The organism is Nonomuraea sp. NPDC052129 (assembly GCF_040680095.1).
GTDB lineage: Bacteria > Actinomycetota > Actinomycetes > Streptosporangiales > Streptosporangiaceae > Nonomuraea.
In genome coordinates this window covers 129,023-153,610 of record NZ_JBFAVX010000015.1, presented here as the reverse complement: position 1 = coordinate 153,610, position 24,588 = coordinate 129,023, and the positions used below count along the sequence as shown (strand labels likewise).

Annotated in this window: 24 protein-coding genes, 3 tRNA genes and 1 pseudogene; 17 read left to right on the top strand and 11 right to left on the bottom strand. The window is 69.2% G+C overall.

Annotated elements, in window-relative coordinates; translation table 11 throughout:
* Nucleotides 1–26: 26 nt before the first annotated feature.
* Nucleotides 27–1,076, bottom strand: coding sequence for a helix-turn-helix domain-containing protein (locus AB0L53_RS30185; protein WP_364001046.1), 1,050 nt, complete (start codon nt 1,074–1,076; stop codon nt 27–29).
* Between the two features lie 34 nt (nt 1,077–1,110).
* Here AB0L53_RS30185 and AB0L53_RS30180 point away from each other — a divergent pair, with 34 nt between their 5' ends.
* The gene (locus tag AB0L53_RS30180) at nt 1,111–1,890 is read left to right on the top strand and encodes a phytanoyl-CoA dioxygenase family protein (protein ID WP_364000761.1); all 780 of its coding nucleotides are present in this window, start codon (nt 1,111–1,113) and stop codon (nt 1,888–1,890) included.
* A gap of 9 nt (nt 1,891–1,899) precedes the next feature.
* On the opposite strand, the gene dusB is transcribed toward AB0L53_RS30180, so the two are convergent.
* Nucleotides 1,900–3,009, bottom strand: coding sequence for a tRNA dihydrouridine synthase DusB (gene dusB, locus AB0L53_RS30175; protein WP_364000759.1), 1,110 nt, complete (start codon nt 3,007–3,009; stop codon nt 1,900–1,902).
* An 81-nt stretch (nt 3,010–3,090) separates the two neighbouring features.
* Here dusB and AB0L53_RS30170 point away from each other — a divergent pair, with 81 nt between their 5' ends.
* The 7 genes from AB0L53_RS30170 (at nt 3,091) to AB0L53_RS30140 (ending at nt 6,228) form a co-directional block, all read left to right on the top strand.
* Nucleotides 3,091–3,726, top strand: coding sequence for an ACT domain-containing protein (locus AB0L53_RS30170; RefSeq protein ID WP_357959398.1), 636 nt, complete (start codon nt 3,091–3,093; stop codon nt 3,724–3,726).
* A 38-nt stretch (nt 3,727–3,764) separates the two neighbouring features.
* A tRNA-Gly gene (locus AB0L53_RS30165) sits at nt 3,765–3,836 on the top strand.
* A 14-nt stretch (nt 3,837–3,850) separates the two neighbouring features.
* Nucleotides 3,851–3,924: transfer RNA gene (locus AB0L53_RS30160), tRNA-Cys, on the top strand.
* 1 nt (nt 3,925) lies between these two features.
* A tRNA-Val gene (locus AB0L53_RS30155) sits at nt 3,926–4,000 on the top strand.
* A 231-nt stretch (nt 4,001–4,231) separates the two neighbouring features.
* Nucleotides 4,232–4,507, top strand: coding sequence for a hypothetical protein (locus AB0L53_RS30150; protein WP_364000756.1), 276 nt, complete (start codon nt 4,232–4,234; stop codon nt 4,505–4,507).
* Nucleotides 4,476–4,994 (top strand): DUF6879 family protein, encoded by a 519-nt coding sequence (locus AB0L53_RS30145; protein WP_364000753.1) that lies wholly within the window; start codon nt 4,476–4,478, stop codon nt 4,992–4,994. The genes AB0L53_RS30150 and AB0L53_RS30145 overlap by 32 nt, the downstream gene beginning before the upstream one ends.
* A gap of 13 nt (nt 4,995–5,007) precedes the next feature.
* A complete protein-coding gene (locus AB0L53_RS30140) occupies nt 5,008–6,228 on the top strand; it encodes a Tn3 family transposase (protein WP_364000750.1) in 1,221 nt (406 codons plus the stop codon).
* Here AB0L53_RS30140 and AB0L53_RS30135 read toward each other — a convergent pair.
* Genes AB0L53_RS30135 through AB0L53_RS30125 form a run of 3 tightly spaced genes read right to left on the bottom strand, consistent with a single transcriptional unit; the run spans nt 6,170 to nt 8,848 of the window.
* Nucleotides 6,170–7,453 (bottom strand): SGNH/GDSL hydrolase family protein, encoded by a 1,284-nt coding sequence (locus AB0L53_RS30135; RefSeq protein ID WP_364000747.1) that lies wholly within the window; start codon nt 7,451–7,453, stop codon nt 6,170–6,172. The two genes, AB0L53_RS30140 and AB0L53_RS30135, sit on opposite strands and share 59 nt — an antisense overlap.
* Before the next feature lie 21 nt (nt 7,454–7,474).
* The gene (locus AB0L53_RS30130) at nt 7,475–7,837 is read right to left on the bottom strand and encodes a nuclear transport factor 2 family protein (protein WP_364000744.1); all 363 of its coding nucleotides are present in this window, start codon (nt 7,835–7,837) and stop codon (nt 7,475–7,477) included.
* Between the two features lie 12 nt (nt 7,838–7,849).
* Complete coding sequence (locus tag AB0L53_RS30125) at nt 7,850–8,848, bottom strand: zinc-dependent alcohol dehydrogenase family protein (protein ID WP_364000741.1); 999 nt, start codon at nt 8,846–8,848, stop codon at nt 7,850–7,852.
* Between the two features lie 105 nt (nt 8,849–8,953).
* Between AB0L53_RS30125 and AB0L53_RS30120 the strand changes: the two genes are divergently transcribed.
* From AB0L53_RS30120 to ltrA, 5 genes are all read left to right on the top strand, one after another.
* Nucleotides 8,954–9,700: a TetR/AcrR family transcriptional regulator gene (locus AB0L53_RS30120; RefSeq protein WP_364000739.1), complete on the top strand. Its 747-nt coding sequence runs from the start codon at nt 8,954–8,956 to the stop codon at nt 9,698–9,700.
* Nucleotides 9,701–9,844: 144 nt separating this feature from the next.
* Entirely contained in the window at nt 9,845–10,219 is a 375-nt protein-coding gene (locus AB0L53_RS30115) for a hypothetical protein (RefSeq protein WP_364000736.1), read from the top strand.
* On the top strand, nt 10,111–10,815 hold the full coding sequence (locus AB0L53_RS30110) for a site-specific integrase (RefSeq protein WP_364000733.1): 705 nt from the start codon (nt 10,111–10,113) through the stop codon (nt 10,813–10,815). The genes AB0L53_RS30115 and AB0L53_RS30110 overlap by 109 nt, the downstream gene beginning before the upstream one ends.
* A 31-nt stretch (nt 10,816–10,846) precedes the next feature.
* Complete coding sequence (locus AB0L53_RS30105; RefSeq protein ID WP_364000731.1) at nt 10,847–11,383, top strand: alpha/beta hydrolase; 537 nt, start codon at nt 10,847–10,849, stop codon at nt 11,381–11,383.
* A 713-nt stretch (nt 11,384–12,096) separates the two neighbouring features.
* Nucleotides 12,097–13,347, top strand: a complete 1,251-nt coding sequence (ltrA, locus tag AB0L53_RS30100) for a group II intron reverse transcriptase/maturase (RefSeq protein ID WP_364000728.1) — start codon at nt 12,097–12,099, stop codon at nt 13,345–13,347.
* A gap of 596 nt (nt 13,348–13,943) precedes the next feature.
* Here ltrA and AB0L53_RS30095 read toward each other — a convergent pair.
* Complete coding sequence (locus AB0L53_RS30095) at nt 13,944–14,504, bottom strand: ABATE domain-containing protein (protein ID WP_364000724.1); 561 nt, start codon at nt 14,502–14,504, stop codon at nt 13,944–13,946.
* A gap of 56 nt (nt 14,505–14,560) precedes the next feature.
* Between AB0L53_RS30095 and AB0L53_RS30090 the strand changes: the two genes are divergently transcribed.
* Nucleotides 14,561–15,814, top strand: coding sequence for an MFS transporter (locus AB0L53_RS30090; RefSeq protein ID WP_364001044.1), 1,254 nt, complete (start codon nt 14,561–14,563; stop codon nt 15,812–15,814).
* Nucleotides 15,815–16,324: 510 nt separating this feature from the next.
* Here the strand turns inward: AB0L53_RS30090 and AB0L53_RS30085 are convergent.
* Both AB0L53_RS30085 and AB0L53_RS30080 read right to left on the bottom strand, forming a co-directional pair.
* Nucleotides 16,325–16,780, bottom strand: coding sequence for a hypothetical protein (locus AB0L53_RS30085; RefSeq protein WP_364000721.1), 456 nt, complete (start codon nt 16,778–16,780; stop codon nt 16,325–16,327).
* Nucleotides 16,777–17,325, bottom strand: coding sequence for a hypothetical protein (locus tag AB0L53_RS30080; protein WP_364000718.1), 549 nt, complete (start codon nt 17,323–17,325; stop codon nt 16,777–16,779). The genes AB0L53_RS30085 and AB0L53_RS30080 overlap by 4 nt, the downstream gene beginning before the upstream one ends.
* Before the next feature lie 200 nt (nt 17,326–17,525).
* Here AB0L53_RS30080 and AB0L53_RS30075 point away from each other — a divergent pair.
* Together AB0L53_RS30075 and AB0L53_RS30070 are read left to right on the top strand one after the other, a co-directional pair.
* Nucleotides 17,526–18,050 (top strand): annotated as a pseudogene (locus AB0L53_RS30075) (LysR substrate-binding domain-containing protein); the annotation flags it as partial.
* Nucleotides 18,051–18,132: 82 nt separating this feature from the next.
* Entirely contained in the window at nt 18,133–18,354 is a 222-nt protein-coding gene (locus tag AB0L53_RS30070; RefSeq protein WP_364000716.1) for a cold shock domain-containing protein, read from the top strand.
* Nucleotides 18,355–18,406: 52 nt separating this feature from the next.
* On the opposite strand, the gene AB0L53_RS30065 is transcribed toward AB0L53_RS30070, so the two are convergent.
* The 3 genes from AB0L53_RS30065 to AB0L53_RS30055 all read right to left on the bottom strand — a co-directional run bounded on the left by AB0L53_RS30065 (nt 18,407) and on the right by AB0L53_RS30055 (nt 23,495).
* Nucleotides 18,407–21,427 (bottom strand): BRCT domain-containing protein, encoded by a 3,021-nt coding sequence (locus AB0L53_RS30065; RefSeq protein WP_364000713.1) that lies wholly within the window; start codon nt 21,425–21,427, stop codon nt 18,407–18,409.
* Nucleotides 21,428–21,490: 63 nt separating this feature from the next.
* Nucleotides 21,491–22,717: an FAD-dependent monooxygenase gene (locus tag AB0L53_RS30060; protein ID WP_364000711.1), complete on the bottom strand. Its 1,227-nt coding sequence runs from the start codon at nt 22,715–22,717 to the stop codon at nt 21,491–21,493.
* Nucleotides 22,718–22,790: 73 nt separating this feature from the next.
* Nucleotides 22,791–23,495 (bottom strand): ferritin-like domain-containing protein, encoded by a 705-nt coding sequence (locus tag AB0L53_RS30055; RefSeq protein ID WP_364000708.1) that lies wholly within the window; start codon nt 23,493–23,495, stop codon nt 22,791–22,793.
* 137 nt (nt 23,496–23,632) lie between these two features.
* Between AB0L53_RS30055 and AB0L53_RS30050 the strand changes: the two genes are divergently transcribed.
* Complete coding sequence (locus AB0L53_RS30050) at nt 23,633–24,550, top strand: cation diffusion facilitator family transporter (RefSeq protein WP_364000705.1); 918 nt, start codon at nt 23,633–23,635, stop codon at nt 24,548–24,550.
* The last annotated feature ends 38 nt before the right edge of the window (nt 24,551–24,588 follow it).

The following is a 24,588-nucleotide window of genomic DNA, read 5'->3' as shown; positions in this document are numbered from 1 at the left end:
CGGGCGAAGGCGGGAGCGGCTGATTCTCAGGCGTTCGGCCGGCGGAGACGGGAGCGGAAGTCGCGGGGCGGCATGCCGTACTCGTGGCTGAAGGCCCGGCTGAAGTGGAACGGGCTGACGAAGCCCGACGCCGCCGCGACCTGGCCGACGTCCATGTCCGTCACCTCCAGCAGCCGGGCCGCGTGCCGGATCCGCGCCCGCCGTACGGCCCGCATGGGCGGGTGGCCCGTCTCGGTCGTGAACAGGTGCGCGAACCGGGAGGGCGACAGGGCGACGGCCCTGGCGAGGGAGGCGACCGAATGGGGGGCGCCCGGTTCGGCGGCGATCAGGGCCAGCGCCCGGTGGACCCGCGCGTCACCGGGCTCCTCGGCGCGCCGGGCGTCGCCGACCGGCCGCGCGGAGGCGGTGGCCAGCACGATCACCTCCTCGACGGCGTTCAGCACCAGCTCACGGGCGGGCCCGGAGACGGCGACGGCGGGCGCGTACTCGCGCGCGAGGCGGACAACGGGCGCCTGAACGGGACGGACAACGGGCGCCTGCGCGGCGCGGTCGGCGGACGCGTCGGCAGGGCGGGCGGGAGACGCCTGCGCGGGACGGGCAGCGGACGTCTGTGCGGGGCGGGCGGCGGGCGCCTGCCCTCCCAGGGACCGGACGGCGGGTGGGAGCCAGCGGGCGTTTCGGGCGGCGCGGCCGAAAGCCTCGTCGATCTGGGCGCGGGTCGGCTCGGGCACGCCTTCGACCAGGTGGCAGCCCGGAGCCCGGGCGTGCTCGGCGAGCCAGCCCAGCCAGGCCGGGCGCGGCTGGAAGTGCGCCCACCAGAAGCGCCACCGCTCCGCCCCCGGCGCGACCCGGTAGTGCTGCGCGGCGTCGGCCCCGAGCACCACCAGATCCCCCGGCCCGGCCGTGAACGACACCCCCGCCTGCTCGACCAGCCCCGCCCCGTCCTGGGTCCACATGAGCAGCCAGCTCGGCGACCCGCTGACGCGCCGCGTGGCGTACCCGGGCCGGTTGTCGAAGTGACCCACGATCGTCAGCTCCGCAGCAGGAACAGACATCTCCTCAGCGGTCACAGGCATACCGTTCACCGGTCCGGCTCCTTAGCGTGAAGGTATGAGGCTGACAGATTTCCATGATCGAGGGTTCGTCCTGGTGCCCGGTCTTCTGGCCGCGGATGAGGTGGTGGAGCTGCGGGAGGAGTTCATGGCGCTGCACGCCCGGGGGCCGATCCCGGGTCACTTCTCCCCCAAGCCGCAGGACCCCGGCCAACCGTACGACATCCTGCGCGACTACCCGCGCGTCATGCACCCCCACCAGGTGAACGACGTCGCGCTACGGTACCTCCTCGACGCCCGGATCGCCGCCGTGCTCCGCGACCTGCTCGGCGAGGAGCCGATAGCAGCCCAGAGCATGTTCTACTTCAAGCCGCCCGGCGCCCGCGGGCAGGCGCTGCATCAGGACAACTTCTACTTGCGGGTCGAGCCGGGCACGTGTGTGGCCGCCTGGGTGGCGCTGGACCGCGTCGACCGGGCCAACGGCGGCCTGGAGGTGGTGCCCGGCACGCACCTGATGGACCTGTTCTGTCCCGAGGAGGCCGACAACGACGTCTCCTTCACCAAGGACTACGTCCCCCCGCCGCCGGGCCTCGAGCGGGTGCCGGTGGACATGGATCCGGGCGACGTGCTGTTCTTCAACGGCAGCCTGGTCCACGGCTCCGAGCCGAACAGCACGGCCGACCGGTTCAGGCGCAGCTTCATCTGCCATTACGCGGGCCGCTCGGCCGAACGCATCGCCGCCTACTACCCGACGCTCACGATGTCGGGCGACCCGGTCCAGCTCCAGCCCGCCACCGGCGGCGGCCCTTGCGGCACGGAGGCGGCCGGCCCGCATTAGATATACAGCTCAGCCGCCGGATATATCCGACTCGGCGTCCGAAGGCACGACACAATCCCATGGGTCGTCCAGCCAGCCGTCCGGCAGCAGCACCTTGCCGCGCTCTCCCGACTTGCCGCGCGGGGTGTCGGTGTTGGGCGGCCACGGCTGGTCGTGCTCCAGCTTGGCCAGCCCTTCGCGCAGCCCGTCGAGCGACTCGGCGGTGGCCAGCTCGCGCCGCAGCTCGCCGCCGACCGTGAACCCCTTCAGATACCAGCCGACGTGCTTGCGGAAGTCGGCGATCGCGTAACGCTCGATGTCGAAGCACTCGGTGAGCCCCTCGGCGTGCCTGGCCATCATCGCGGCCACCTCGCCGAGGCTCGGCCGTACCCGCTCCGGACTGCCGTTGAAGGCGTTCTCCAGATCCCTGAACAGCCACGGCCGCCCCAGGCACCCGCGCCCGACGACCACCCCGTCGCAGCCGGTCTCCGCCACCATGCGCAGCGCGTCGTCGGCGCACCAGATGTCGCCGTTGCCCAGCACCGGGACCTCCGGCACCGCCTCCTTCAGCCTGGCGATCGCGTCCCAGTCGGCCACGCCGCCGTAGTGCTGCTTGGCCGTACGCGCGTGCAGGGCGATCGCCGCGACCCCCTCCTCGACGGCGATCCGGCCGGCGTCGAGGTAGGTGAGGTGATCGTCGTCGATGCCCTTGCGCATCTTCATCGTGACGGGCAGCGGGCCTGCGTTCGCCACCGCCTCACGCAGGATCCGCCGCAGCAGATTCCTCTTGTACGGCAGCGCGGAGCCGCCGCCGCGCCTGGTGACCTTGGGCACGGGGCAGCCGAAGTTCAGGTCGATGTGGTCGGCCAGGTCCTCTTCGGCGATCATCTTGGCCGCGCGCCCGACGGTGTCGGGGTCGACGCCGTACAGCTGGATGCTCCTGGGCCGCTCCGACTCCGCGAACCTGATCATCCTGAACGTCTTGGGGTTGCGCTCCACCAGCGCCCGCGTGGTGATCATCTCGCACACGAACAACCCGGCGCCCTGCTCGCGGCAGAGCACCCTGAACGCCGCGTTGGTGATGCCCGCCATCGGCGCCAGCACGACCGGCGGCCACACCCCTATCGGTCCAATCTTCACTCAGTCAGTTGTAGCGCAGGTCAGGCCGTGACGGGTATTCGCGGATAGGCTGTGAAGTGGCATCTAGTGGGGAGGGGACGGATGCTTCTGCGAGTACGCATCGCACTGCCCGACCGGCCGGGTTCGCTGGCACAGATCACCCGAGTCCTCGGCACGGTCGGCGCCGACATCACCCAGTTCACCGTTCTCGACAGGGGCGCCGGCCGCGCCGTCGACGACATCACGGTCTTCTGCCCCGACGGCACCCCCAAGCAGACCCTGCTCAAGAGCCTGCAGAGCGTCGCCGACGTGGCAGTCGAAGGCATCTGGACCACCCGAGAGGCTCCGGGCACCTATCCGGAGCTGGAGATCCTCAAATACATCACCACGGCGGGCGACAGGGCGCTGACCACCCTGGTCGACTCACTGCCGGTGCTGTTCAGCGCCGACTGGGCCGCCACCGCCGCCGAGCGCGGCGTCATCTACGCCAGCTGGCGCGCGCCGCAGCAGGTGACGCTGCCGAAGGACGTACCGTCTCGCCCGATGGCCCTCACGCTCGACGACGGCCTGCACGTCATCCACGCCCCGCTCCCGCCGCTGGCCCTCACCCTGCTCCTGGCCAGGAGCGACGGCCCGGCCTTCCACCGCATCGAGGTGCACCGCCTCACCCGCATCCTGGAGATCTTCCTCAGCCTGCCCGCGACGGAACGGAGCGTGGCCCGCCAGCTCCGCAAGTGAGCATCCGGTCGGAAAACCCGCTAGAGTTATGGGGCAACGCGGAAGTGGCTCAGTGGTAGAGCATCACCTTGCCAAGGTGAGGGTCGCGGGTTCGAATCCCGTCTTCCGCTCGGATGGGCGACTCGGTGGAGTGGCCGAGAGGCGAGGCAGCGGCCTGCAAAGCCGTCCACACGGGTTCAAATCCCGTCTCCACCTCCAAGGACGATTAGCTCAGCGGGAGAGCACTTCCCTGACACGGAAGGGGTCACTGGTTCAATCCCAGTATCGTCCACCAGACCCGTTCAACAGGAGTCACAGCCCCAGCTCGCGGCACATGCCGGGAGTCTGGGGCTTCTTCCTGTTCCGGGCTGTTTGTGGCTGACATCAGCATGGGTGCCGACTTGCTGATGACCCATCCCAGTACGCTAGATGGCCAGGTCAGCTCACGAGCAAGAAGCTCGTGACTCTGTGTGTCCGTCGCGCGACTCTTGGTGCTCACGGCATTAGACCAGGAGGGCGAAATCTCGTGCAATCCTACGGTGATGCAGATGATCTCTCTCTAACCTTCTACTGCAAGGACCCCGATTCCAATCAGGACAACGAGTGCGAGACGTTCTACCGGACAGATCGAGGGTCTTGGCTCGTACAGGTCAAGAAGCGCGGCTCCAGGGTAGGGGCGCAGCTCATCGGCCTCGGGGAAGACGAGACGTTCGGGGAACTCTCTGACCGCACCATGAACGCGTTCGTCCGCAAGTACGTGAGGGAGCACTATGGAGTTGATCTCTCCGAAGGAACGAGCTGATCTGGTCAACAACATCAGCCGGGAAGCACTCCACGTCGAGATGCGGGACAACTACGGCATAGACGCTGATCTGTTCGCCAACTGGCAGGCAGGCGACCGGGAGGAAGTCCCTCGCGTTCTCAAGCCGTGGTGTGATCGGGTCAAGGCTGGGGTTGCGGAGGGCAAGACATACCGTCGCGTGTGCGTGGTGTCAGAACCTCTTTCCGCGTACCAGCGGTGGTGCTTCGAGGCGACGAATGGCCTCAAGGTCGAGGCTGGGGAGGACCTGCGTTGGGTGCCACGACGGCTGACCTCAACGTTGAGCCTGTCAGGGAATGACTTCTGGTTGCTCGACGGTGAGACAGTCGTGTTCAACGTCTTCGACGGGACGGACAAGCGCGCCGAGATTCAGCTCTACCGAGACCCCGCCATCCTGAAGCACTGCGCTGACGTATTCTCGGCTCTGTGGGACCTGGCCATCCCGCACCGCGACTACCGGCCCGCCTGACAGCGTTCCGCCCTTGTCTGAACAAGACCAAGTACAAGCTGCCCGAAAGGCGTTCGGGCAGAGGCTTCGCGCCCTACGCCTGGACGCCAATCTCAACGGCCGCCAGCTCTCAGCTCGATCCGGGATGCGCGACTCCAAGATTTCCAGGATCGAGCTGGGACGGCAGAATCCCACGGAAGACGACATAAGGGTTTGGTGCCGTGCGTGCGCTGCGGAGGACCAGGTCCCCGAACTGATAGCCGCGCACCGGCAGATCGATGAGATGTGGGAGGCCGCCCGGCACATCCCCGGAGTGAGCGGGCACGAGCTGTCCATGGCCGCCAACCGGCACTTCTCCATTCCCAAGCTGAACGAGGCGATCGCGGACGTGGTCAACGCGCACGCCCGGCTCGACATGTCGCGGGTGTGGGGCAACGGCACCCATATGGACACCTACCTCAACAACCTGCTCGCCGAGACCAGCGTCCGGTACGGAAAGCCCGGCGGGATCGCCTACCACCACGTCGCCGACACCTACATCGCTTTGTTCACCCGATTTATCCCCTGTGGGGCGTGGGAGGCGGTCTACATCATCGACGGGCTGTTGCAGAACGCCTCGGAGGTCAAGCCGACCACGATCCATGCCGATACCCAAGGCCAGAGCTTCCCGGTCTTTACTCTGGCGCACCTGCTCGGGTTTGAGCTGATGCCGCGCATCCGCAACTGGAAGGACCTGACCTTCTACCGGCCCGGCCGCGCCACCCGGTACCGGCACATCGACGCGTTGTTCGGCGAGCGGGGCAAGAACGTCATCGATTGGACGCTGATCGAGACCCATTTCCGGGACCTGCTGCGGGTGGCGGTCTCCATCCGGGAGAACGCCATCTCCTCCACGCTGCTGCTGCGCCGGCTGCGCTCCGGCTCGCGCAAGAACGCCCACTACGCCGCCTTCCGCGAGGTGGGGCGGGTGATCAGGACGGTGCAGTTGTTGCGGTACTTGTCGGTCGCCCCGTTGCGCCGGCGGGTGACCGCGGCGACCAACAAGGTGGAGGCCTACAACGGCTTCGCCGAGTGGCTGCATTTCGGCCAGCGCGGGGTGATTGCCGACAACGACCCCATTGACACGATGGCCTCCACAAGTGCGGTGCCAGGGCGCGGCAGGTGGAGGCGATCGGCAACAGGCGGGGTTCGGACGTTCAGCCGAGGTCGGCCGGGTGGATGGCGCCCGCGATGGCTCGGTACCCGGCGTCGTTGAGGTGGAGGTGATCGCCTGAGTCGTAGGCGGGGTTGAGCCGGTCGCGGTCGGCGGGTGAGGCGGTGACGCGGTCGAGATCCACCACCGCGTCGAACGGGGCAGAGGTGCGAATCCAGGCGTTGATGGCCTCGCGCTTGGCCTCACTGCGGGCGGTGTAGTAGGCCGATCCCTTGACCGGCATCACCGTCGCGCCGATTACGCGCAGGTGCTTGGCGTGGCCTATCTGGATCAGTTCGCGAAGTCCCGCGATGACCTGGCCGGCGGAGACGTCGGGGTAGGGGGCGAAGATCGGGGAGGGAGGCGCCGCCGCCAGTTCGCCGATGCCGATGTCGTTGATGCCGGCCAGGATGATGACGGTGCGCACGCCTGGCTGGCCGAGGACGTCTCGGCGGAAGCGGGCGGTGGCCTTGTCGCCGAACCAGGCCGAGTCGACGGTGACGCGGTTGCCGGCGATGCCTTGGTTCAGCACGGCGCGGGGGGTGCCGGCGGCGGCCAGGCGCTCGGCGAGTTCATCGGGGTAGCGGTTGTTGGCGTCGGTGCTGCTGCCGGCTCCGTCGGTGAGGGAGTCGCCGAAGGTGACCACGCCGCCGCGAGGCGCCGTGGTGATCACGTCCACGCCGGTGAGGTAGTACCAGGACTGCGAGGTGTCGGTGAAGGCGGCGGCGCCGATGTCCGCGGCGTGATCGTCGGCGGCCCGGTAGGTGGTGGCGAGGGCTTGCGCGTGATAGGTGGCCGGGCCCGTCGGCTGGGTCGCGAAGAACGTGATGGTGACCGATTCCAAGGCGGCCAGGTCCAGTGGTACCGGGTCGGTGACGAGGTCGGTCCCGGCCGGGACGGTGAAGGCGCGCTTGCCGCGGACGGTCAGGTGGCGCAGCGATCCCGGTTCGATGGCGGCTCCGCGGTCGGTGCGGGCGATGGTGGCTTGGTCGATGGTGAGCGAGGTGGTGCCGTAGCGGTTGGACAGCCGGATCCGGGCGGCTTTACCGCCGGCGCTGATCCGGACGATCTGGCGCACGGTCTGGCGGGTGAAGCCCTGCTGTGACCAGTTGGGAGCGAAGCTGATGCTGGGGCGCTGTGGCGCGGCGGTCCAGGTCGCGCTCCAGCCGGGTCCGGTGGCGGCTGAGGGCTGCCGGGCGGTGTCCGGAAATGCGGCAGCGGCGCCGGTCAGCAGGGCGCAGACGGTGATGGCCGTGACGGTCAACAGCCGTCGGGTGGCGGAGGACATGGTTCTTCCCGGGTGGTGGGGTCAGCTGGTGGTGGCGTCGAAGAAGGCGTACAGGTGGCGGATGCGCCCGTCGGCGAAGACGGCGACGTCGGAGCCAGTCGCGGCGGGGGTGTCGGCTTTGGGATCGCCGAACCGCCAGAAGAAACGGGCCTGACGATGGTGCACGTCGACCGGGGCACTCAGGCCGAAGCGGAAACCAGGCGGGATCCGCTGCTGCAGGGCGGCGAACGCCGCATCCAGCGCATCGTGTCCTTCGACGGCGGTCTCCGGGTCGGTGTAGGTGCAGTCGGGGGTGAGGATCTCCTTGATGGTGGCGCGCCGGGAGGCGGCGTCGGTGTCGTTGATGGCCTCGATGAACCGGTGGATGAGCTCGGCGTAGTTCATGGGTTTCTCCTGTCAGTGCCGGACGGTGACGACGATCTTGCCGACCTGGGTGTTGGACTCCATGTAGCGGTGGGCCTCGACGATGTCGGTCAGGTCGAAGGTGCGGTCGATGACCGGGGCGAGCGCTCCGGCTCGCAGGCCATCGGTGATGAAGGTCTCGGCCCGGAGGACCCGCTCCTCATCGGCGAACAGGTGGAAGATGGCGTAGCCGTAGACGTTGATCGGCCACCACATCGGCAGCGGGGTGGGCCGCCCGTCCAGGGAACCGTAGACGATCAGCATGCCGTCAGGGGCCACCGCCTGCGCCAGGTCGGGCAGGCCGGGACCGGCGACGCCGTCGAAGATCAGCCGCGCGCCGCGCTCGCCGGTGAGGGCGTGCACCTGCTTGACCACGTTGCCGTCGTCGGCGGCGATCACGTGCTTGGCGCCCGCGGCCAGAAGCCGGTCGGTTTTGGCGCCGGTCCTGGTCACCGCGATGGGCGTGGCGCCCAGGTGGGCGGCGATTTGGACGGCGGCCAGGCCGACGCTGCTGGAGGCGGCCGTGACGACCACATCATCGCCGGGCTGCAGTCTGCCGACCTCGACCAGTGCGCCGTAGGAGGTGAACGCGGGCACCCAGATGGCCGCGCCGGTCACGGCGTCCATGTGTTCCGGACGGCGGATCAGCCGCTCGGCCGCCACGATGGCCCGGTCGGCGTAGATGCCGTGGACGGACATCCCCTCGTCGCTCGGCTTGGCCACGATGCTGACCGCTTCTCCGGCGGCGTAGCCGGTCACGCCGGGTCCGATGGCCTCCACCACGCCGGCGGCCTCGGTTCCCAGGCGCGAGCCGGGCAGCACCGCGTCGTAGTAGTACCGGCCGGTGCGCAGGAACACCTCGCCCCGGTTGAGTCCGAAGGCGTCGATGCGCACCCGCACTTGGCCGGGGCCGGGTTCACCGATTTCCACGTCGGCGAGGTAGAGCACCTCGGGACCGCCGAGCTCGTCGAACAGGACTGTCCTGGCTTTCATCACGAACTCTTCTCTCAGTTACATGGATCCTGTCGCCGTTCAAAGTCAGAACGGCGTTCAAACTTGGTGCGCCGTACTCTAACGTAGCGGTGTAAGCTGTCAAGCGTGCAAGAGCAGACAGTGGGCCGGCGGGCACGGTTGCGGGCGCAGACCACCGCGGAGATCAAAGCCATCGCGCTCAAGCACCTGACCGAGGGCGGCCCCGACGCGGTCTCGCTGCGGGCGATCGGCCGCGAGATGGGGATGAGCGGCAGCGCCATCTACAGCTACTTCGAGACCCGCGACGCGTTGATCACCACGTTGATCAACGACATCTACTCCTCGCTGCTGGACCAGGTGGAGGCTGCACGCGACGCCGTCGCCCCCGACGACATCGCCGGCCGGATCCTGGCCTGGGGGCAGGCCCTACGCGTCTGGTCGCTGGCCAACCCCGAAGGCTTCCGGCTCATCTACGGAGATCCGGTCGCCGGCTACCACGCGCCGACCGGAGGACCGGCCCCCGAGGCCGCCAAACGTGCCTGCTTGGGACTCACCGAACTGGCCGCAGCCGCCTGGCCGTACGCGAAAGCCACCCAGGCATCCACCGACCACCAGTGGTCGGACTTCTCACCCGGCCTGGCCGACACCATCCGCGAACACTTCCCCGACCTGCCCCCGGCTGCCGTTGCCCTCGCACTGCGCATGTGGGGCCGCATGCACGGCCTGATCTCCCTGGAGGTCTACGGCCATCTCGGCACGCAGACCGGCGACCCCGCCAAGCTCTACCACGCCGAACTGCTCGACCTGCTCAGATCCCTAGGGCTCGACGTGGAGCATGCGCGCCGCGCGAGGACGCCGCACTCCTCGACCTGAGCCTTTGGACGATGTGCCGCACAAGGAGATGTAGCACGCCACAGATAACACTCTATTATCTGTGGCACCGCTGATCACGACCTGCGGTAACGAATGCGGGCCGCTGCGTGAAGCGGCCCTGTTATCTGCGACAAGGAGGACGCCGTGCCCGCCGTGACGCCGCTGCCAGCCGCCCAGCACCTGACGGTCCGCGCCGCGGCCGACGCCTTCCTCGACACCGTGCCCAACCCCAACACCGTGCGCGCCTACGCCGCCGGCGTCGGCAAGATCGCGCTCCGGCTCGGCGAGCACCGCCCCCTCGCGGCGGTGGCCGACGACGAGATCGGCGAGGCCCTGGAGGCACTGTGGGGCGGTGCGGCCGTCAACACCTGGAACGCCCGCCGCGCCGCCGTACTGTCCTGGCTGGCCTGGTGCCGCGACCGCGGCCACGCCGCCCGGCCGTACCCGCCTGGGCCAGGCGACTGGCCGCACCTGACAGCCAGACCCCCGCTCGCTCCAAGACCGCGATCGACCGACTGATCGCACGCCGCGACGTCGGCCTTCGGGAGAAGACCCTCTACAGGCTCCTGTATGAGACGGCCGCCCGGGCCGAGGAAATCCTCACCCTCAACATCGAGGACCTGGACCTGACGGCCCGCCAGGCGCGGGTCAAGGCCAAGGGCGCCCGCGCCAAGACTCGCCGCCGCGGTCAGGCTCGCGAGGACTTCGTGCTGGAGACCGTCTACTGGGACGCCGGCGCCGCTCGGCTGCTGCCTCGCCTGCTCAAAGGCCGCACCCGCGGCCCGGTCTTCGTCACCCACCGGCGTCCCGGCCCCGGCAAGGTCGTCAGCCCCCGCGACATCTGCCCCGACACCGGCCTGGCCCGCCTGTCCTACGGCCAGGCCCGCGCCCTGCTGGATGAGCACACCGCGCTGAACGGTCCCGGCATGGGGTGGGACCTGCACGAATTCCGCCATTCGGCGCTGACCCACCTGGGCGAGGCGGGCGCGAGCCTGCTGATGCTGATGGCCAAATCCCGGCACAAGAAACCGGAGAACTTGCGGCGCTACTTCAAGCCCTCACCGGACGCCATCGCCGAGATCACCAGCCTGCTCGCCCCTCGGATCAGCGGCTGACCTGCCTCGACTTGCTCAACCAAGATCGCGATTGTGGGTTTTAGGCTTACCTTGGCTACACCCCTTCCATCCTGAGCGGATCATCGTCGCCGGCGGCAGCGCTGGCGGTGGCCTGGCTGCGGCCCTGGCTCTGATGGCCCGTGACCGCGGCGGCCCGGCCCTGTTCGCGCAGATGCTGATGTGCCCGATGATCGACGACCGCAACGACACTGCCTCAGCGCGCCAGCTGGTTGGGCTGGGCGTCTGGGACCAGGCATCCAACCAGGGTGGATGGACGGCCCTGCTCGGCGACGCCCGGGGCACCAACGACGTCTCCCCCTACGCGGCGCCGGCGCGGGCGGCGGACCTGTCCGGGCTGCCGCCCGCCTTCATCGACGTGGGATCCGCCGAGACCTTCCGCGACGAGGACGTCACCTACGCCAGTCGTATCTGGCAGGCCGGAGGGAGCGCCGAACTGCACGTGTGGCCCGGCGGCTTCCACGGGTTCGACGGCCTGGTGCCGCAGGCGGTGCTGTCTCAGAACGCCCGCGAGGCACGCGCCCGGTGGCTGGGCAGGATTCTGTCCTGAGCTGAGACGGACACAGTCGGCGCGGAGCCGAACAGCATCCGGAACCCCTGGTTGCGGCGGTGATGGTTGTGGTGATCAACCCGTCTACCAGGGGTTTGTGTGCCACGAACGCGAGGTGATCGTGTGAGGTAGCAACGATCGCACGCGGTGCTGCACGAGAGATGAAGGAAATATGGCCCTTCGGAGCCGCCCGTCGGGGGGAGGCTTCAAACCGCCCTCAGCTGCGTTAGCCGAAGACTGTCGTGGTGAGCGTGGAGGGAAAAGGCGCCCGTTGAGGCGTCAGGTGGGGATCAAGAAGGCGTTGCATCGAAAGTCCCTGATGAAGGGATTCACCGCGGAAGCGCCGTTAGGTATGAAGTGGCATCGAAACCGGGCCTTTAACCCCAGCCCGGGATAAGCCTGGCGGGTGCCCGAGGTCTTGGCCAGGCGGTGTCCGGCGCAGAGGTGGCGCGAGCTTGATCTGCTGCTCTCGTGCGGAACGTGGGAGGGCGTGTCCCGACACAGTCCCGTACCGGATGCCCGAGGCGGGGCGGCAGGGAGTTCCCCAAGCGTCTGAAACGCAAGGGAGTGAGTACCGTCGCGGGACACGCAGGCGGACCGGCCCGTAGTAGCGGTGAGACCCCTGCTTGATGCGGTGGGGGTGGAGCGAAGGAGCCGGCTCGACCGTGGTTCGTGCATCAGATCAACCAGGCGGAAGGTCTGGGAGGAATCGCGTGGACGAGCAGAGACCGGCAGGCAAGCCGTTCGATATTTCCAAACAGGAGGTGTGGGACGCGTATCTGAAGGTGCGGGCCAACAAGGGCGCACCGGGCGTGGACGGCTGCACGATCGCGGACTTCGAGCAGGATCTGAAGAACAACCTCTACAAGATCTGGAACCGGATGTCCTCGGGCAGCTACTTCCCGCCCCCGGTGCTGGCGGTGGAGATACCCAAGCCGCATGGCGGCGGCACCCGGACGCTCGGCATACCGACTGTCGCGGACCGGATCGCTCAGACTGTGGTGGCCGCCCGGCTGGAGGCGGCGGTGGAACCGATGTTCCATCCGGACTCCTATGGGTATCGGCCGGGCCGGTCGGCGCTGGATGCGGTGGCCGGGTGCCGGGAACGCTGCTGGTCGAACGACTGGGTCATCGATCTGGACATCCAGAAGTTCTTCGACAGCGTTCCGTGGGATCTCATCGTCAAAGCGGTGCGGGCCAACACCGATCAGCCCTGGATCGTCTTGTATGTGCAGCGGTGGCTGGCCGCCCCGCTGCAGACGAGCGACGGCTCGCGGGCCGAGCGTGATCGCGGAACCCCGCAAGGATCAGCGGTCTCGCCCGTGCTGGCCAACCTGTTCCTGCACTACGCCTTCGACACCTGGATGGCGCGGAGATTTCCGTCCGTGTCGTTCGAGCGCTATGTCGACGATGTGGTGGTGCATTGCCGCAGCGAAAGCCAGGCCCGCATGCTGGCCATGGCGATCGGCGAGCGGATGAAGCAGGTCGGGCTGCGGTTACACCCGGACAAGACCCGGATCGTCTACTGCAAGGACGGCCGACGCAGGAGCTCTTTCGAGCACACCGCGTTCGACTTCCTGGGGTTCACCTTCCGGGCACGAGGGGTGCGCAGCAGGAACGGGACGGTGTTCACCGGTTTCGGCCCGGCGGTCAGCAAGACCGCCATGAAGAGGATGAGCGAACAGGTGCGGTCCTGGCGGCTGCACCGCCGCACTACCGCCTCCGAGCGGGACCTGGCACGGTGGATCAACCCCATCGTGTCGGGCTGGATGAACTACTACGGCCGCTTCTACCGGTCGGAGCTTCATCCGCTGCTGCGGCGCATCAACGCCTACCTGGTGCGCTGGATGAGGAAGAAATACAAGCGGCTGAGGACCTTCAAGAAGGCCCTCGCGGCCTGGGACCGAACCACCCGCCAATACCCGCGCTTCTTCGCGCACTGGCGGTGGATTTCCGAGTTCTGACGGTGAGGTTGAGAAGAGCCCGGTGACGGGAGACTGTCACGCCGGGATCTGTGGGAGCCCGGAGGTGAGACTCCTCCGGGCGACCCGACCTTCCAGGATTCCTGGACGCGCCCGTCATCGTCGGCCAGGGCACGTGCCGCAGATATCGGCGCCGCGCCTGCCGCCTCCTGCTGCTTGATGGTGAGGTCGATCCATCACCACCGCCAGCGCCAACTCCGGCCACCTCGCCTTCACCCTCACAGCAAGACGAACGACCAGGACGATAGACCTTCAGGATCCCTGACATCTCATCAATCCCTTAAGAAGCCGGAGCGCCAGCAGATAAGCCCGGGTCCTGCGGCTAGAGGGGCCAGGGAGGCCAGAAGCAACTCCAGGGTAGTTACTTCCGGGATTGTCCAATCTCGGAACTCCGGCTTCTCCAGTGCGGGACAAATCGGTGATGTGTGGACTCGATATGGAAGGTCGGCGTGCAGAAGTTCGCACAGGAAGTTTGATCTTCATACCGGTTCGATGACGGCGCCTTCCGCACCCAAGTGTCGAACCACGTACCTGGCCATGCCTCATTCCCACATTTAGGACAAGAAGACGAGACGTCATTACCTCTGTGACGGGGACGCCCTCCGGGCTTTGGCCCGCTGGTAGTGCCTGGCCGCCTTGGCCCGGTTGCCGCAGCCCTCCTTTGTGCACCAGCGGCGCAGATGGCGGCGGTCAAGGAAGAGCCAGCCGCAGTTGTCGGCCTGGCAGATTGACACCGACCGCAGATCGGGTGAGGCGAGCAGTTCGGTGCCCTGCCGGGCGATCGTCCATACCGCCAGATCGCAAGAGCCCTGGTCGTCCCAGCCCCATGCCAGGTCGGGGGTCAGCCGCGTGTGACCCATCGCCACCCGCAGGTGCGCGTTGATCGTGTCCAGGTCGCCAGGGTCGGGGGAGTTCTCCTTCATGGCGGCCAGGAACGAGCGGAACAGCGCCTCGCGCAGTTCCCTTGCCGCGGACAGTGTGGCCTGCGTGCCGGCCGGCACCAGGATCCCTGCCTGCTGCGCCCAGTCCGCGAGGTCGGCGGGGGTCTGCAGATGGTCGTACGGCTCCGGCCCGGTGTGCCAGCTGACCGTGTTGGCGAAGTCGAGCGGGAGCGAACCTCCGACGAACATGAACGGCATGCTCTAACTATAAGAGTTGACACAAGGGGTTAGAAGGCTCTAATTCTAACCCGGTGATGCTTTTCAAGAGGGTAGAAGGCCGCGACTTCGGATCGCTGTGGGCCGCGCAGTCCATCTCCCAGGTGGGATCCCAGATCACCACCGTGGCGCTGCCACTGACCGCCGTCGCGCTGTTCGACGCCGGCCCCGCCCAGATGGGCCTGCTGAACGCCGCCGGCTACCTACCCGCGCTCCTGCTCACCCTGCTCGCCGGTGTGTGGATCGACCGTAGCCGCCGCCGGCCGCTGCTCCTCGGAGCCGACCTGGGGCGAGCCGTCGTGATCGGCCTGATCCCGGTCACCGCCCTGGCCGGGGTGCTGGGCATCGAGGGCCTGTACGTGATCGTCCTGGCGAGCGGGGCACTGACCGTGCTGTTCGATACCGCCTACCATGCCTACGTGCCCGCGCTCGTGCCAGGCCAGAGCCTGGTTCGGGCCAACAGTCGCCTGCAGTTCAGCGCCTCGCTCGCCCAACTGGCCGGGCCGGGGTTGGGCGGTCTGCTGATCCAGGTGCTCAGTGCGCCCGTCGCGCTCGCCTTCGACGCGCTGTCCTTCCTGCTCTCGGCGCTGTTCCTGGTCCGCATCCGGCATCGCGAGCGGCCCCTGGAGCCCGGCCGGCGCCGGCAGATCCGGCAGGAGATCGCCGAAGGGCTGCGCGCGACCTTCGGCAACCGTCACGTCCGGCCCGTCGCCCTGGAGGCGGCCACGTTCAACTTCTTCGGCCAGTTCATCGCCGCCCTCTACGTCCTGTACGCCGTGCACGACCTGGGGCTGTCCGCCGGGGTTATCGGCGCCATCGCCTCAGCGGCGGCGGCGGGCGCCGTGCTCGGCGCGCTCGCCGCCGAGCCACTGGTGCGCCGGCTCGGCTTCGGCCCTGCACTCATCGCGACCATGGTGATCGCTTCCACGCCGCTCATCGCCATTCCCCTGGCGACCGGCCCGGCCAGCCCGATCGTGCTGGCCATCGCGTACTTCGTGGAGGGGTTCGGCATCGCGGTGTCAGGCTCGCAGGCGGTGACGCTGCGGCAGGTCGCCGTGCCCGCAGCCGTGGTCGGGCGGGCCAACGCCGCCTACCGCACACTGTCGTTCGGCGTACTCCCGCTGGGAGCCGTGGCCGGCGGTCTGCTGGGGGACCTGATCGGCCTGCGCCCAGCGCTGCTGGCAGGAGGTATCGGTCTCGCGCTGGCACCCGTGTGGGTGCTGCTGTCGCCCATACGCCACCTGCGCACCGCCGAGGACGCCCGTCCTCGCGAGACCGAGGTCGGCGCCTGAATGGGGGTAACTGGTGAGGTTCCGTAATCAACTGTGTTGTATTCGTGGACGGGAAGTGCCGGTTCGTCACCGTTGGTGATCGCCAGGGGCGTAGCGGCTCCAGGGGCCAGCAGCTGGGCGGCGATCTGGGCAGCGGTCTCGTTGTTGTAGCCGAGCATGCGGGCGACAACAGGGGCCGGGGCTTGGAGGACGAGCTGGCGGATCGCGGCGGTTCGGGCCTTGCCGACCTCGAAGCCGCCACCGGCCAGACCGCCAGCACCCCAAACGGCGAACTCGCCCGCTTCTCAGCCGCCGTCTCCACCTGGATCGGCCAACACACCACCGCCATCGCCCTCTTCGCCGCCGTCATGGTCCTCGCCGTGGCGGCGACCGCCGTACGCCACCGGATGCGCCAAGCCCCCGCACCGGGGACGGCGCCCCGACCACCCAGGACTGCTGCCCACCTACCTCACAGGCAACGGCCGCCACAGACCAATCCGCCAATAGCAACCCCTGAACACGGGCCCAAACTCAGGCATCACGCTGCGTCCCCCTGCGGCGTTCGGCGAGAACAACAACGCCGCTCCGGATTCGATCAAGCTCGCCCAGTGCGTCATCTCGTTCCCGCTGCACCGCGTCGAGGCGTTCGGTGAGGTCGCGGATCAGTACCGCGTAGGCCTCCACCCGGTCCTTGAGCTCGCGCTTGCCAGCGCGTAGTTGGGCCAGGCCTTCTTCAAGGTCGGCGGCCTTGCTCAGCGCGGCTTGGACGGGTGCCGAGACCTGGCCGAGGTTCTTGAATTCGGCCTGGTACTGCTCGCGCAGTTCCGGGTGCTTGTGGGTGAGGATCCATCGTTTGATAGCGGCCTCGGCGGCGAGGTCGACGATCGTCAGTTTTCCACCTGAGCGAAGCGGTGTTCCTGCGATGAGGCGGTCTGCTGCGGCGCGAAGGTCGGTGAGGAGCCGCGGGTCCGGTGGGGACGTGGTCACGGAGATTCATGCTCTCCTTGTTCCTGGAGGGTCTCGTGCTCGGAGATGATCTGTTCCATCCGTTCGAGCTGTCGGCGTTCGCGTTCGTGGCGGATCGTGGGGCTGAGCTGGTCGGCGATCCGGGTTCGGAGTTCGGCGGCCTGTTGGTAGACGAGGGTCATGTCCTGGTCGGTGCGGGCGATGTTTCGGCAGGAGGGGCGGCAGTCGTCGAGATCCGGTGTGCGCCGGTCGTCGTGTTCGTCGGCGTCGCGCATCTGGCACAGCGCCTTGCTTCGCTCGAACACGCAGGTCATGCCCTTGCCGGGGTAGATCTGCAGCACGGGGTTGGCCAGGACGGCTTTGGCTTGGCGGCCGCTGCGGATGACGCGGCCTGCGAACTTGGCGGGGCCGCCGACGACGCGGCTGCGGTAGGGGCCGGCGGCAGGTCCGCTGACGTGTTCGCCGTCGCGGAGCCGCGCGCAGCCCCGTGGAGATGATCTCCGGCGGCAAGGTGTGAGCCAGCGGATCCAGCGCCCGGAGCAGACCGCCGGCGAGCGCATCCTCATCAGGGATCCGCAGGGTGCCCGGCTCACGCCCGCGGGTGAGACGCTCCTCGCCTACGCCGAACGCATGCTGGCCCTGCACGACGAGGCCCGCACCTCGATCGCCGGGCCTCGCGCCACACCATCAGGCAGGCGCACGATCGGACTGCTCGAGGATCTGGCGATCACCACCTTTCCCGTGGCCCTGAGCCGACTTCGCCGTACTCCATCCGCGAGTCGACCTCGAGGTGATCGTCGGCTCGGCGCCGCCCCTGCGCAAGCTCGCCGACCGGAGCCGTCTTGACCTGGTGTTCGGGGATCCGTCGGTCATGCCCGAAGCGTCCGTGCGCTGGCAGCGTCAGGTCCCGCTGACCTGGGCCTGCGCGCCGCTCTTCGATCCACTCGCCGACCCGCTGCCGCTGGTGCTGTTCTCGCTTCCCTGCCAATGGCGCCAGCCCGTCCTGGACACGCTCAGCCGCCACGGGCGCCGATGGCGGATCGCCTTCCAGAGCACCAGTGTGCATGCCGTACAGGCGGCCATCGCCGCCGGAATCGGCGTCGGCGCGCTACTCGTGGGCAATGTCCCGGCGGGGGCTGTGCGCCCATCAGAGCAGCAGGGGTTGCCGCTGCTGCCGATGGTCGACATCGCGATCTCCCGGCGCGCCGGCACCGACACCGATCAGGCCCTCAACAGCCTGGAACGCCTCCTGCGGCGGGCGGCCGCCACAGATACGCCAGTGAGCCCCTGATGCGGCTTCATGACGTGCGGTAGGCCGTGACAGGAGCTGATGCGCGGTAGTCGGGCCGTCCTTCCGCTGCCACACTGGGACCATGGCTCGTGGCACGGTGAAGTTCTGGAAGGCCGAGAAAGGCTGGGGTGCGATCTCCTCCAGCGACCTCCCCGCCGGGCGTGGTGACGCTTTCGCGCACTTCAGCGAGATCGTCGGCGACGGCTTCCGGGAGCTCCGACAGGGCGATGTCGTGGAGTTCGACATCGAGGAAGGGCAGCAGGACAGCTTCCAGTTCCGCGCCCTCAACGTCCGCAGGCTGTGACATCTCCCAGCCGCATGATCGGCCGGGGCCGGGCCCTCGCCGGTGCACCCGGTCACCACACGTCCACGTCCACGCCGATCGCGATGGTCCGCAGGGCGCTGAAGACGACCCAGGTTCGCGTGTTGCTGTCCAGCCCGTAGTTGCCGGCCTCGCCCGTCCCGGGCAGCAGGTCGAGCACGGCGCTGACGTGGCCGCACTCCGCCGCCTTCCGGGCCACATGTGCGGACTCGCGGCGCTTCGCCGCCTTGGGGAGTTTGGCGAGCCCGGCGTGCTGGGCAGCGAGATCGGTCAGCTGGTCGTCGGTCGGGCCGGTGGGCCTGCCCTCGGCGGCGATCCGTTCGGCCACCGGCAGGTCGTCCGACACCCAACACCGGTTGATCTCGCCCCACAACCGGAGCAGATCCGGCTGTCCGTAGAGGGTGAGCGCGCGGGCCGCCGTCCAGTCGTCGAACCAGCGCACGCCGTATTCGTGCCGCTTGTTCGGGTCCTCCGGCTCGCTGCGCTCCCCGATCAGCTCGCGTACCAGCTCGGACTCGCCCCGCCTGAGCAGGCACACCAGCCATGGCACACCGTGGTACCGGTCCCTCGGCGTGCCGGCGCCCTCGTCCAGCACGGCGCGGGCCTCCTGCTCCCGGCCGCACTCGGTGAGCGCCCAGACCAGCGGCAGCCGGACCTCCCAGTTCGAACGGTCGGCGTCGGCGGCCTCGCGCGCGGCGGCGAACCATCGATCGGCGCGTTCATGCCGCCCCAGGACCGCGCAGGCCCCGGCGACCACCGCCATGTCCGCCCCATCACTCACGTCCGCAAGATCGTCGTCGGCGTAGGGGAAGACGGCGGCGGCCTCGGCGGCGAAACCGGCCGCGCCGAGCGCGAGCGCGACCCGCGCCAGGTGTCCGAGACGTTGCCGGTGCTCCGGCATCGCGAGGGCCAGGTCGCGGGCTTCGGCGGCCTCGCCCCGCCGGGCGCGGATCATCGCGAGCTGCTGGAACGTGTCGACGATCCAGTTTTCGTAAACGACCGAATGCTCAACGCTCAGGTCGACGAGCGTGCCCAGGACCACCGTGATCAGATCGGTGACGGTGGCGGTGTCGGGCGGCGGCCACGTCCCCGTCGCCTTCGCCGTACTGCCACGTCCCCGGAACGGCGTCAGCAGCAGCTCGGTCTCCGGCGAGGCCGCCCCCACTCCCGCGCGGGCGGCGTCGGGGAAGACGCTCTGGTCACCCCAGCGGAACGGCCAGGCGAAACGGCGGTCGACGGTCCAGCAGAGCCGGCCGTCGAGATCGTCGTCCCGGCCGGGAGGCGCGATGACCGTGCCGTCCTCGAACCCCACCGCCCAGGTCTCCTCGTCCAGCGCGAACGTCGGGTCGAGCCGGAGCCGGTCGCCGAGGTCACGACCGGCCAGGAAGAGCGGGCGACGGGCGGCCGGGGCGTGGTGGAAAGGGTGGTCGGCCACGATCTCGCCGGTCTCGGGGCGCAGGAAGCGCACCACGTGCGAGCCGATCGCGATCAGCACGTCGGCGGCGGGCCATACCAGGCCGAAGCCGTGCTCCCACTGGCCGACGGTACGCCGGACGCCGTCCAGGACACGCAGCCGTCCGGGGCGCTCGCCGAGCGACCAGATCTCGATGCGCCCCTCGGCGGTGACGCAGGCGGCCCGCTCGCCGTCCGGCGACCAGGCCCACGACCGGGCGTCCCAGCCGCGCGGGTTGGAGGTGCCCGCCCCCACGCCCAGGTCGTACTGGTGCTCGCCGGTCGTCGCGTCGATGATCCCGACGGTGCCACCCGCCGGGTCCACCACCGCCAGCCGGCCGCCCGGCCCCCAGCACAGGACGTCGGCGCCCGGGTAGCCAGCGAGCTCCGCCGTCGTCTCACCCGTCAGCGCGTCGGCGATGACGAGCTTTCCGCCGCGCTGGTGGGCCAGGAGCCGTTCGTCCAGGCTCCACTCGGGCGGCGGGGCGTCCTGGTCCTCTTCCAGGTCCAAAGTCCAGGAGACCTGCCGCTTCTCCACATCGAGCGAGATCGCCGCGTACGCGTCCCCCGCCTCTCCGTAGACCCGGGAACCGTCGCGCGACCAGAACGCCCGGCCGAGAATGAACTCGGGCTCGTCGCTCACGGTTTCGCGCGACGGTGCGCTGAACTCGATCGGCTCCGTTCCCTCCGGGTGGGCATCCGGCGGCCCGGCGACCGAGCCCTCGTGCATCGCCACGATGACGTTGTGCAGGAAGTCCGACTCGCCTCCGTAGACGAACGCGCGCCTGCCCTCGGGGGCGAAGGCCATGCCCAACGGCCTGCCGGAGCCGAGGAAGAAGGCGTCGGCGATCGGCTCTCGGGCGGTGCCGAACGGGTCCCACACGCCGGTCGCGTTGGTGTTGTACTCCAGCGCGATCCGCCTGCCGTCCGCCGACCATTGGAGGCTGCGGCTGTGGTTCTCGAAGCCGATGCCGCCCATGATGCCGTCGATCGCGTGGACGCAACGGCCGGTGGCGACCTCGAAGACCTGCAGGACCCCGCCTCGGTCGTAGTCTTCCCCGGTCCAACTGCCGACCGCGAGGTGGCGGCCGTCGGGGCTCAGTGCGTGGCCGTTCAACTGGCCGTGGTGCACGTCGGAGTGGCGCAGCTCGGCACCCGCGTCGCGGAGGCGGGCGGTCGCGAGGCGATGCGCGTCGGTGACGCCGTGGGCGCGTTCCAGAGTCTGGAGGGCGTCCCGCAGCGGTACGGTGTCGCGCTCCGGGGAGAACGCGGACCAGTCGGCGTTCTTGACCAAGTCGAGGGCCTCACCGGGTCCCATCGGCTCGTCCGGAACGCCGGTGAACGGCGGGGACGGCGGCCGGGTGCCGGACTCCCTGCCTTCCAGCACGGCCAGCAGCGCATCCTCGTCGTAGATCGGAACGCCGCGCACCGCCGCCGGACCCGCCTTGGCGCCCGATTTCTCCCCGGCGAAGACCAGATCCGTCTTCGCCGAGACCGACGCGGCCACCTTCGCGCCCAACAGCTCCAGGCCGTGCTTGGCCTCATCCTTCGAAAGCCGACTGAACCGCCCGGCCAGCACGATCGTGCTGCCACTGATGATCATGCCAAGCGACCGTAACGGATATGACCGACACTTCGCCCCTTGTTCGTGGCGTCCGCTCCCTTTTCAGCGCGACAATCGCCCGAGCCAGCCGAACATTCTGCCCAGAAGGCCGCCGCCGGACCCCGCGGCCGCCGCCTCCGAGGCACGGACCGCGGCGAAGCCGTACTCGGTCATCCGCCGCTCATAGCCGCCGATCACGTCGGCCGGCGGCCCGCCCGCGGCCACCGCGCGGCACAGCAGTGCGGCGTCCAGCAGCGCGCAGTTGGCCCCCGAACCCTGGGCCGGGCTCATCGCGTGGATGGCGTCGCCCAGAACTGTGACGTTCGTCGGCTCCCAGGCTTCGATGGGCGTGGAGCTCCTGATGGGGACGTAGAAGGTCTGGTCCACCTCGGCGGCCGCGACGAGCGCCACCAGGTCGGGATGCCAGCCGGTGATCCGCTCCCGTACCAGCTCGTGCAGGCGGGCGCCGCCCGCCGCCGACAGTTCGGCGTCGGTGCCGGGCAGCCCGGCCGAGGGTACGGCCAGCGCCCACATCACATAGTCACCCGCCCAGCTCAGGCTCAGGCCGGGCCAGAGCCTCGCGGCTGCCTCGGCCGGATCCTCGCGCGGTCGTACCAGGCCGAGCGCCATACCGGCGCGTCTCGACCGCACCGACATGAAACCGTCGGTCAGCCGGGGCGGTAGCAGCTCGGCCACGCGATCGTCCAGCCGCGTCTTGCCGTACACGCACCTGGTGCCCAGGTCCCTGATCTCCAGGTGCGGCAGGTACTGCCCGCGCACCCGGGAGCCGACACCGTCGGCACCCACCAGCAGGTCGCCGACCGCGCTGGTGCCGTCGGCGAACCAGGCGCGCACCCGTTCGCCCTCGTGCTCGTAGTGGGTGAACTCGGCGCCGAAGCGGACCACGTCGTCCAGCCCCGCCAGGAGGACCTGGCGCAGCGTCATCCGGTCGACGGCGGCGTTGAACGTCTTGGGGTCCTCCCCCGCCGACCCGCCGTCGAACTGGACGGCGTGCAGCTCCCGCAGCCGCTCGTTCACGATCGTGACCCGGCTGCTGGGCATCCCGGCCGTGGCGACGAACAGCTCGTACAGGCGGGGCGGCAGGCACTCGTGCAGCCCGCCCGCCCCACGGGAGTCCAGGTGGACGCGGTAGCCCTGTGGACGGTGGTCCAGCGAGGGGTCGCGCTCATAGAGCGCCACTTCGATCCCGGCGGCGCGCAGCCCATGGGCCGCGCACAGGCCGCCGAGGCCGCCTCCGATGATCACGACCCGCTGCGGCGCTTCCGGCATCGGTACGCACTCCTGTCGCTGATGGACGGGGTCGGACGCGAGACTCGAACGATCATAGCGAGGTGGGCCGCGCTCACCGTACGGACGCCGAGACGGCTCGCCCGAACAAGGTGAGCACGTCGCGGACGAAGCGGGTCCGAGACAGCCCCAGGCAGCGCAGGGCCAGACCGTGATCGACGGCGACCACGGTCACCGCGCCGAGCATCAGGCACCACCAGCCGCCCGCCAGCACGGCGCGGCCCGCCGCGGGCAGGTGGCGGAACGACCGGCTGAGGCGCCCGCAGTGAAACGGGACATGGCGCTCCTCGTCGGCCAGGATCCGGGCGGCGACGTCGGCGGCGAGTGGATCGCCCGCGCCGTCGCGCAGTGCCCGGTAGTAGCGCAGCGCGATCACCTCGGCGATCATCAGGACCATCAGCTCCAGGCGTAGGCCCAGCATCCGGCGCAGCCGTACGAAGGCGGTGTCGCTCCAGTGCCCGGCCAGGGTCGGCGCGCCCGCCGCGGCCAGCAGGTGAGCGAGCAGGCGGGCGTGGTTCTGCTCTTCGGCGACGAAGAGGCGGACTGCCGCGCCGTATGCATCGTCCTCGGCTTTGCCCGCCTTGCCGATCAGAGCGGCGCCGTCGCCGCTCTCGCCGACCTGGAAGCGCTGGATGCTGGCCGCCACCGCCCGGTGCAGGCATGCGCCCCGCGCCCAGTCGGGGTCGCCGTCGGCGTGCCGCCGCTCGGCCTCCGCTTCGAACTCCGCCACCCAGGCGGAGAAGTCGGCACCCTTTTTCATGGCATTCACCGTACGAACGGATTGTGGACAAAACCTGCGGGTGATCGTCGAGGTTTCGTGCAGATTGTCGGCCAGCGCCCGCAGGGACGTGGACCGCGGAATGTCAAGATTGCCGCCACCTGGGTAGAGGGGGCCGCATGAGCGGCGACGGATCACATCAGGCGACTCTCGCGGCGCTGGCCGCCAACGTGGGAGTCGCGGCCACCAAGTTCGTGGCCTTCTTCTTCACCGGCTCCTCGGCGATGCTCGCCGAGGGCATCCATTCCATCGCCGACACGGGTAACCAGGGCCTGCTCATGCTCGGCCGGCGGCGGGCCAAGCGGGAGCCGAGCGCCGACCACCCCTTCGGCTACGGGCGCGAGCGCTACTTCTACGGCTTCCTGGTCTCGCTCGTGCTGTTCTTCGGGGGCGGGCTGTTCGCCCTGTACGAGGGGTACGAGAAGATCGCCCATCCGCATCCGCTGGAGAGCTGGCCGTGGGCGGTCGGGGTTCTGGTGGCGGCGATCATCATGGAGTCGCTCTCGCTGCGCACCGCCGTACGCAACTCCAACCGGGTGCGTGATGGCCGGTCGTGGGCCGGGTTCATCCGCGACGCGAAGGCGCCCGAGTTGCCGGTGGTGCTGCTGGAGGACACGGCAGCGCTGGCCGGGCTGGTGTTCGCGCTCGTCGGCGTCGGGCTGACGGTGCTCACCGGCAACTCCGCCTTCGACGGCCTCGGCTCGATCGCCATCGGGCTGCTGCTGGTCGCGGTGGCGGTGACGCTGGCCAGGGAGACCAAGAGCATGATCATCGGTGAGGCGGCCACGCCGTCCGTTCAGGACGCCATCGAGAACGTCCTGGACGACGACCCGTCCATCCAGGCGTTCACCCAGGTGCGGACCCTGCACCTGGGACCGGAGGACCTGCTGGTGGCCGCCCGGGTGACGATGCACCCGTCGGGCGACGTGGACGGGGCCGCGAAGGCGCTGGCGGAGACCGAACAGCGAATCAGGCAACGGGTCTCGATCGCGTCGGCGGTGTACCTGCAGCCGACCCCGCCGGAGAGGGTTCCGTGAAGGCTGGTCGATGTGCCGTGAAGGCTGGTCGACGTGCC

Excerpts from the sequence above, each read along its gene's own strand:
- AB0L53_RS30125 (WP_364000741.1), bottom strand. The coding sequence starts at position 8,848 with ATGAAAGCCAGGACAGTCCTGTTCGACGAGCTCGGCGGTCCCGAGGTG.
- AB0L53_RS30170 (WP_357959398.1), top strand. The coding sequence starts at position 3,091 with ATGCTTCTGCGAGTACGCATCGCACTGCCCGACCGGCCGGGTTCGCTG.
- AB0L53_RS30050 (WP_364000705.1), top strand. The coding sequence starts at position 23,633 with ATGAGCGGCGACGGATCACATCAGGCGACTCTCGCGGCGCTGGCCGCC.
- AB0L53_RS30095 (WP_364000724.1), bottom strand. The coding sequence starts at position 14,504 with ATGCCGTTCATGTTCGTCGGAGGTTCGCTCCCGCTCGACTTCGCCAAC.
- AB0L53_RS30135 (WP_364000747.1), bottom strand. The coding sequence starts at position 7,453 with ATGTCCTCCGCCACCCGACGGCTGTTGACCGTCACGGCCATCACCGTC.
- AB0L53_RS30180 (WP_364000761.1), top strand. The coding sequence starts at position 1,111 with ATGAGGCTGACAGATTTCCATGATCGAGGGTTCGTCCTGGTGCCCGGT.
- AB0L53_RS30070 (WP_364000716.1), top strand. The coding sequence starts at position 18,133 with ATGGCTCGTGGCACGGTGAAGTTCTGGAAGGCCGAGAAAGGCTGGGGT.
- AB0L53_RS30185 (WP_364001046.1), bottom strand. The coding sequence starts at position 1,076 with ATGCCTGTGACCGCTGAGGAGATGTCTGTTCCTGCTGCGGAGCTGACG.
- AB0L53_RS30080 (WP_364000718.1), bottom strand. The coding sequence starts at position 17,325 with ATGAGGATGCGCTCGCCGGCGGTCTGCTCCGGGCGCTGGATCCGCTGG.
- AB0L53_RS30060 (WP_364000711.1), bottom strand. The coding sequence starts at position 22,717 with ATGCCGGAAGCGCCGCAGCGGGTCGTGATCATCGGAGGCGGCCTCGGC.
- AB0L53_RS30090 (WP_364001044.1), top strand. The coding sequence starts at position 14,561 with ATGCTTTTCAAGAGGGTAGAAGGCCGCGACTTCGGATCGCTGTGGGCC.
- AB0L53_RS30145 (WP_364000753.1), top strand. The coding sequence starts at position 4,476 with ATGGAGTTGATCTCTCCGAAGGAACGAGCTGATCTGGTCAACAACATC.
- AB0L53_RS30055 (WP_364000708.1), bottom strand. The coding sequence starts at position 23,495 with ATGAAAAAGGGTGCCGACTTCTCCGCCTGGGTGGCGGAGTTCGAAGCG.
- AB0L53_RS30065 (WP_364000713.1), bottom strand. The coding sequence starts at position 21,427 with ATGATCATCAGTGGCAGCACGATCGTGCTGGCCGGGCGGTTCAGTCGG.
- AB0L53_RS30130 (WP_364000744.1), bottom strand. The coding sequence starts at position 7,837 with ATGAACTACGCCGAGCTCATCCACCGGTTCATCGAGGCCATCAACGAC.